6 protein-coding genes are annotated in these 7,084 nt (G+C 56.2%); all 6 read left to right on the top strand.

Annotation, left to right across the window (positions count from 1 at the left end):
- Window positions 1-193 precede the first annotated feature (193 nt).
- The 6 genes from GCN78_RS21270 to GCN78_RS21245 all read left to right on the top strand — a co-directional run bounded on the left by GCN78_RS21270 (window position 194) and on the right by GCN78_RS21245 (window position 7,078).
- Window positions 194-649 carry a DUF3304 domain-containing protein gene (locus GCN78_RS21270; RefSeq protein WP_152253476.1) on the top strand — a complete coding sequence of 152 codons (456 nt, stop codon included), beginning with the start codon at window positions 194-196 and terminating at the stop codon, window positions 647-649.
- A gap of 149 nt (window positions 650-798) precedes the next feature.
- Window positions 799-1,251, top strand: coding sequence for a DUF3304 domain-containing protein (locus GCN78_RS21265; RefSeq protein ID WP_152253475.1), 453 nt, complete (start codon window positions 799-801; stop codon window positions 1,249-1,251).
- 517 nt (window positions 1,252-1,768) lie between these two features.
- On the top strand, window positions 1,769-2,515 hold the full coding sequence (locus tag GCN78_RS21260) for a DUF3304 domain-containing protein (protein WP_152253474.1): 747 nt from the start codon (window positions 1,769-1,771) through the stop codon (window positions 2,513-2,515).
- A 120-nt stretch (window positions 2,516-2,635) separates the two neighbouring features.
- Window positions 2,636-3,220, top strand: coding sequence for a hypothetical protein (locus GCN78_RS21255; RefSeq protein ID WP_152253473.1), 585 nt, complete (start codon window positions 2,636-2,638; stop codon window positions 3,218-3,220).
- A 125-nt stretch (window positions 3,221-3,345) separates the two neighbouring features.
- Window positions 3,346-6,153, top strand: coding sequence for a type VI secretion system Vgr family protein (locus GCN78_RS21250; protein ID WP_226939763.1), 2,808 nt, complete (start codon window positions 3,346-3,348; stop codon window positions 6,151-6,153).
- Window positions 6,140-7,078 carry a DUF4123 domain-containing protein gene (locus GCN78_RS21245; RefSeq protein WP_193316817.1) on the top strand — a complete coding sequence of 313 codons (939 nt, stop codon included), beginning with the start codon at window positions 6,140-6,142 and terminating at the stop codon, window positions 7,076-7,078. The genes GCN78_RS21250 and GCN78_RS21245 overlap by 14 nt, the downstream gene beginning before the upstream one ends.
- Window positions 7,079-7,084: the final 6 nt, after the last annotated feature.

The following is a 7,084-nucleotide window of genomic DNA, read 5'->3' as shown; positions in this document are numbered from 1 at the left end:
AACGCATGCCGACGGCCGGCATCCAGGCGAAAGAAGCACCCGAAGAATTCGTGTGGAGTGAAAACTTGATACAGGATATTGCGCAAGCCAAAGCCGATGAAGAGATTTACCTGGCGCAGCAGCGCTATGCAACGCGGATCGAGGCGCTCGCATAGGGCGTGATTTCAGCGCGACTGTAGCCGAAAGGGAAATTATGAAACGGATTATGTATCTTGGCGCTGCATTGCTGCTGAGCGCTTGCGCCCTCAAGGCCAGGCAGGTTGAGCAAGCCGGCCCAAGTCCTACCGCGACAGCGCAGGTGGGTATTGTCAATCATACGGGGAAGTATATTTATTCCGCATCGGTGGATGGGGCGGGAGGAGCCAATATGGCCAGATGGGGGGCGGGGGGGGCAGAAATCTGTTGCGCCTCTATCCCGAGAGTGTGGTATCCGGGAATGATGGTTCTGGTGCGGTGGGATATGCCAGAAGAACATACGCATATTGTCAAAGAAAAAATGGTGGAAGTGGAAAAATACGATGAAACAGGAAGTATTTATATCCATTTTTTTCCAAACGATGAAATTCGGGTTGTGGTTTCAGTTTATCCCGGATATAGCACTGCTCATCCGATACGTCACTATGGAAAACAGGGAAATATCAATCCTTAGAGGTTTATTGCGATCAATGAAACTCCACTCTTGCACCTTTTCTTGGTTTTTTTTAAACCATCTACGACGCGTGGGAGTTCTATCTTTTCTATTGCCATATGTGGCGGTAAAGTGAAAAATGACGTAGCATTTTCTATAAGGTGAAAATCATGAAATGGATTATGTATCTTGGCACTGTCTTGCTGCTGAGCGGCTGCGCCTTCAAGGCCAGGCAGGCTGAGCAAGCTGGCCCAAGTCCTACCGCGACGGCGCAGGTGGGTATTGTCAACCATACGGGGAAATATATTTATTCCGCATCGGTGGATGGGGCCGGAGGCGCCAACATGGCCAGATGGGGGGCGGGGGGAGCAGAAATCTGTTGCGCCTCTATCCCGAGAGTGTGGTATCCGGGAATGATGGTTCGGGTGCGGTGGGATATGCCGGATGGACTAAAACATATTATTAAAGAAAAAATGGTGGAAGTGGAAAAATATGATAGGCCAGGAGATATCTATATGCATTTTTTTTCCAATGACGAGGTGAGGGTGGTTGTGTCAAATGTAGACGGCGATAGTAAAAATCATCCCATTCTTCACTCCGGAAAACCTGCCAATACTCCTTGATATCATGATCAGTGAAACTCCCCATTCCGCGCCGTTTCCCGTCGATTTTTCTAAAACTGTCGACGCGAGAGCAATCCAAAATTTCCAATGAGGCATGTGCTTATAAAGCTGACGCACTTGCCCGTAACTATGACAATGCCGTAGGCCGCAAATGGTGGCACATCCCTCAAGCGGCAAGGAGCACTTTATGCCCCCCCCTCGGACTGGTTCGCTGTTTAGTTCCGTGTGATCATATTCCTCGCAGCAGCATGGTCCTGCCCCTTGCAAGGGGGCTGTTCTCTCAATGTTTAATTGCATCGAGGTAATCTTACTGCGAACCAAGATTGTTCTGGTAACGATTCTAAGCCATCCGATTATCACGAAATGCTGGGAGGGATGATGAAAAAATCTTCATCTGCCTCTTAATAAGTAATGTGTTGGAGGTAAAACTTCAAGTTCTAACAAAGTCATATCTGAGCGGCATGCGATGAAAAATATGCTATGGTGAAAATGTAATGTCGAATTATTGGTTTATTTAATGATGAAAAGTATCTTGCAAAGGTCAAAGTGGGTGATGTTCGTCTGTACGCTGTCGTTGCTGATGGCCTGCAATGATAAAAGCGACGTTTCGGTCAGTGTCCATGGCGTCAATTACAGCGACCAGGAGTTCACCTATGTATTGCAAGATCCGCTGCATCCGTCCAATCAGGCCGGCGGAGAAACGATAGGACGTTATGAGGCTGGCGGCATCATGTGCTGTTTCACCCTGCCTGAGAAATGGCGGCCTGGAACAAAAATCAATATCGAGTACACATATTATTTGCGCGAAAAACCGGATGGCAGCTTGCCGGAAATCCGCAAGTCGGTGATGGTTGAGGTTCCACATTACGACAAGCCGCAAGAGTTGTGGGTGCTGCGTCATGCCGATGGCAGCATGGGCATCGTATCGAGCATCTACCAGCCTGACCATCCGAAATGGCCTGGCAAGATCAAGGGCTGGCCCGTGCCTTCGTTGGAATATCGAAGGGAACGCTGGAGTTTGTATATGGAACACCAGTTGATTTTCTTGAGAAATAGTGAAGGTTTATTGCAGGAACTTCAAGAAAATCCAGATAAAATAACGAAGGAGTTTTGGGATAGTGAGATGATTTCTGATCGTGCTTTGCTATCAAAATTTAAGGGTCCAGATGATCTGAAATATAGATCATATTTAAAAAGAACATATGAGGATTCAATAAGCAATGCAAATGCTGAAATTGAAAATTTGAACAGGAATAAGCCGTGAACGTAAAATTTTTCTCATCTTTATCGGGGTGGATGCAATTAATTTTGAGAAATTTTAACGAGAGATAATTTAATTATTGTAAAAATAATTTTGTGGCTGGTGAAAAGCCAAAAATAGGATGTGGCGGAGACGGATGTAACACAAACCTGCTTTTTTTGGTTTTTATTTGAAGGTGCCAGGAATAACTATATTATTGCAGAAAAAGAAAAGCCCCATTCTAATGTGGCCAGGTTGTATGATTGTTATCCAGGGCTGAGCGTTCCAGGAGTATTGCCTGTCACAATAGACTGGAAAACGAATGAGTTTGAGTATAAACATTTTATCAAGGCATATATTCTTGGGGTGGGAACGGCATTCAAGCATGTCAATGATAGTGGCGAGGGTGGTGACAAGATGGACGGGGCTGCCACCGGATATGAGGGGGAGGATCGTATCTTGTGGGCCTTGCTTCAGGCAATCAGTAACATCCATCGTTACTTCATGAACATGCCTTTGCTTTCTGATGATCAGATAAAGTCGCTACTGTTAAAAAATCAATTTAACAAGCAACACTGGAATAAAGTGTTGCCTCTCATCTTGTTCCAACCACCCATGCCAAATGGCATGTGTCCTCTGACCATAATGGGGACTGCACACCTACAAGTATGCGGTCCGGCCTCGCTGAGAACCTGCCATCACAAATGCGACCGCCGCTGGCGACGGTAGCTTGCCTTGCTGAAGTCATTTCAATCGAATCACTCTTGCTATAACGAAATTTCTAGGGTGTAATGGCTTTGATAAAAGTGCTTATTTAATAATTTTGTGCGGGAAGCCGCGTGATGGAGTTCCGGATGTCCATGTCCTTGCCCGCCAGTTTCACGCAAGCCAGCAGATTGTTGCAGCTGACCACGCCCCTCGGCGCTGACCGCCTGCTGGCCGAATGCGTGCGCGGCGAGGAAGGCTTGAGCACGGGCTTCGTATTCCAGATCGCGGCCCTGTCGACCGACGCCGCCATTTCCTTGCGTACCCTGATCGGCCAGCCGGCCCTGCTGCAATTGCTGACCGCTACCAGCGCCGACGCGCTGCGGCCGTTCCACGGTCATCTCACCGCCGTCGAACTGGTTGGCGCCAATGGCGGCATGGCGCGCTACCAGCTGACCCTGGAACCCTGGAGCGCATTTCTTGCCCACGGCCGTGACAGCCGCGTGTTCCAGGACATGACGGTATTCGACATCCTCGACGCGCTGTTTGCCGCCTATCAGGGACAGGGCAAGTTGGCGCCGGCCTGGCGTTTCGATATTCTCGACCGCGCGGCCTATCCGAAGCGCAGCTTGAGCACCCAGTACCAGGAAAGCGACTGGGCCTACGCACAGCGCCTGATGCACGAGGAAGGCCTGTTTTATTACTATGAACACAGCGGCGATCCGGGCAGCCCCAGCTTGGGCAGCCACTGCCTGGTGGTCGCCGACCATAACGGCGCGTTCCAGCCGAACGCCCAGAGCAGCATCGATTTCACCCAGCCGGGCGCCGTCATGAAGGTCGACAGCATCGACCGCTGGCGCACCGCATTGCGCCAGCAGACCAATGCCATCGAAATGGGCAGCTGGGACTACCGCTCGCTCGGCCAGCGTGTCGCCAGCGCGGCGGGCCAGGCGCAGGGCGTGGAGCTGCTCAGCCGCGACACGCCCGGGGCGTATGCCTATGCCTCGCGCGAACAGGGCCAGCGCATCGCCCGCAACCAGTTGCAGGCACTCGAAGCGGGCAGGGAGGTCCATGTGGGTGCCGGTACCGTGCGTACCTTGTCGCCGGGCACCACGTTCAGCTTGCAGGGACAGCCGGTGCTCGACCAGGCTGGCAGCAATGGCGAACGCAGCTTCCTGATCGTGCGCACGGTGCACCTGATGCACAACAACCTGAGCGCGGATCTGCAGTCGTCCATTGTGCAAACGCTCAAGACGGGCTTGCTCGATGCGGCCATCCGCAAGGAGCACGCCGGCAGCCTGCACCGCATGCCCGCGCTGCTGGGCGCCATCGCCGAGCGGCCTTTGTACCGCAACCGCATCGATGCCATCCGCAGCAATATTCCTTATCGCGCCAGCGGCAAGGACCAGCATGGCCAACTGCTGCATCCGCGCCCGACCGTGCATGGCCAGCAGACAGCCGTCGTGGTGGGCCCGGCCGGTGCCGTGATTCACACCGACCGCGACCATCGTATCAAGGTCCAGTTTCACTGGCAGCGCGGCGTCATGAGCCACAGCCGCCTCGACCATCCGCAAGCCGGCAAGCATACGGGGGCGCCGGGCGACGACAGTGCCGGCACCTGGGTGCGCGTGGCCTCCAGCATGGCGCCGGTGGCGGGCGCCAACTGGGGCGGCCATGCGCTGCCGCGCGTCGGCCAGGAAGTATTGATCGATTTTCTGGAGGGCAATATCGACCGGCCGCTCGTGATCGGCGCTGTCTACAACGGCCAGGGCACGGCTGACGCCCAGAATAACCGCGTGGCCCACGGCGCCGGACCGGCTACCGGCAATGCACCGGCCTGGTTTCCGGGCGAAGCGGGCGCGCATGCGCATCCGGCCGCATTGTCCGGCATCAAGAGCCAGGCCATGCAGGCCAGCCAGCAGGGCAGCGCGGCGTACAGCCAGCTGGTGTTCGATGACAGCCCGGCGCAATCGCGCGTGGCCCTGCAGCGCCACGCCGGCGCGCACCAGGGTACTGCCGAGTTGAACCTGGGACACTTGCGCCATCAGACGGACAACCAGCGGTTGGCCGCCGCCGGCTTCGGCGCGGAACTGAAAACCGAGCACAGCGCCGCGTTGCGTGCGGGGCAGGGGCTGCTGCTGTCGACCGACGGGCGTAGCAACGCCAGCGGCGCGCAGATGGATACGAAGGAAGCCACGGCCCAGATCGAACAGAGCCTGTCGTTGCTGACATCGCTTGCCGAGACGGCGCAAAAGCACAAGGCTGTGTTGGGCAATGAGCCAGGCCAGGCCGAAGCGGCGCCCGATACGCTGCCGGCGCTGAAACAATTGGCGCACAGCATAGAAATGCTCAAGGGTACGGCAGGTTCAGGCGACAGCCAGGCGACGGCCTATGGCGCGCCGCAGCTGCAATTGTCCAGTCCGGCCGGCATCGCCGCCACGACGCCGCTCAACGCCCTTTTCGCCGCCGGCAATACCAGCAGCATCGTGGCAGGGCAGGACATCAATTTCGGCGCGCAAGGCAACCATTTTCATGCGATCAGTTCCGGCATCAGCCTGTTTACCTACGGCAAGGCCAGCAAGGCCGACAAACCCAACCAGGAAACCGGCATCCGCCTGCACGCCGCCAGCGGCAAGGTCAGCAGCCAGAGCCAGTCCGATGAAACAAAATTGACCGCAGACAAGGCCGTGACCGTGGCCAGTGCCAGCAAAAGCGTCAACGTCAGCGGCAAGCAGCATGTGCTGTTGACGGTGCAGGGCGCCTACATCAAGCTCGAAGGCGGCAATATCGAGATTCATGGACCCGGCAAGATGGAATTCAAGGCTGGCATGAAGGAGTTCACGGGGCCGGCGAGCGCCAGTCCTGCTCCCCTGGCCTTGCCGACAGGGCAATTGAAAGCGTGTGCACTGAAACTTCTTGATGCCACGCAGGCGGGAGCGGCCAGTGTCAGACGATAAAGCGGCATCGCCAGCGCTGTCTTCGGCCGCGGTATCGACGGCGCGCGCCGATGAAGTGCTCTACAACGTGGCCCGCGGCTATGACAGGACCGTCGTCCTGATCGACCAGTTCATCGACAATCCCCTGCGCGAGGCGATCGCGACCCTGTCGCCGCCCGCGGCCAGCGCGCTGCTCGACGACCCGATCTTCGAGGATGACTTGCAGCGTGCACCGATGCTGCTCGCGTTGTCAAACAAGCTGCCCGAGCACTATGCGCTGCTCGAACATAGCTTGAAGCTGGCACAAGAGCAGCATGCCGAACCGGGCGCGGCGCCCGGAATCTGTGCCTGGCTATTTAGCCAAGCGACGCTGGAGCGCTTGCGCAGCGCCATGCTGGCGCGCCTGAATTTGCGCTATCCGTCCGGTGATGCCGTCTACCTGCGCTATTTTGACCCTCGCGTCATGCCGCATCTGGCAAGGCTGTTGCCGCCGTCTACCGCGCCAGGCATGCCGGGGCGCAGCAGTTTTGCCGATCTGCTTGGCCCTGTCGAGAGATGGTGCCAGCTCGATCGCGATGGACAGCTGATCCAGTATAGCCAAGCGCGGCAGGTGCTGGCAGCACAGGACCTTCCCCTGCGCATTGATGAGCCAACCAGGCAGGCGATGGACCGCATCGAGCAGATCAATCTGGTGGTGCGCATTCTGCGCGCAAGGCAAACGGCAATCGTGCCAGGCATCGATGCGCAAATCGACGACTATCTCCTCCACGGCGCAAGCGTGGGCCTGGAGCGGCCGGACGACCAGATCACCTATGCCTGGCGCGCCGTCGTGCACGGCCAGGCCTTTACCTTGCACCCGGCCCTCGGGGAGCTGATGCGGATGGCAGCCACGCAAGGTTTGCCGCTGGACATACTATTGAACGCCCGTCTGCATCCCCTGTCCTGATGCCCA

Origin of the sequence: Janthinobacterium rivuli (assembly GCF_009208735.1) — a bacterium.
Taxonomy (GTDB): domain Bacteria; phylum Pseudomonadota; class Gammaproteobacteria; order Burkholderiales; family Burkholderiaceae_D; genus Janthinobacterium.
Note: the sequence above shows the minus strand (reverse complement) of the source record. Positions and strands in the feature narration are given on the sequence as shown.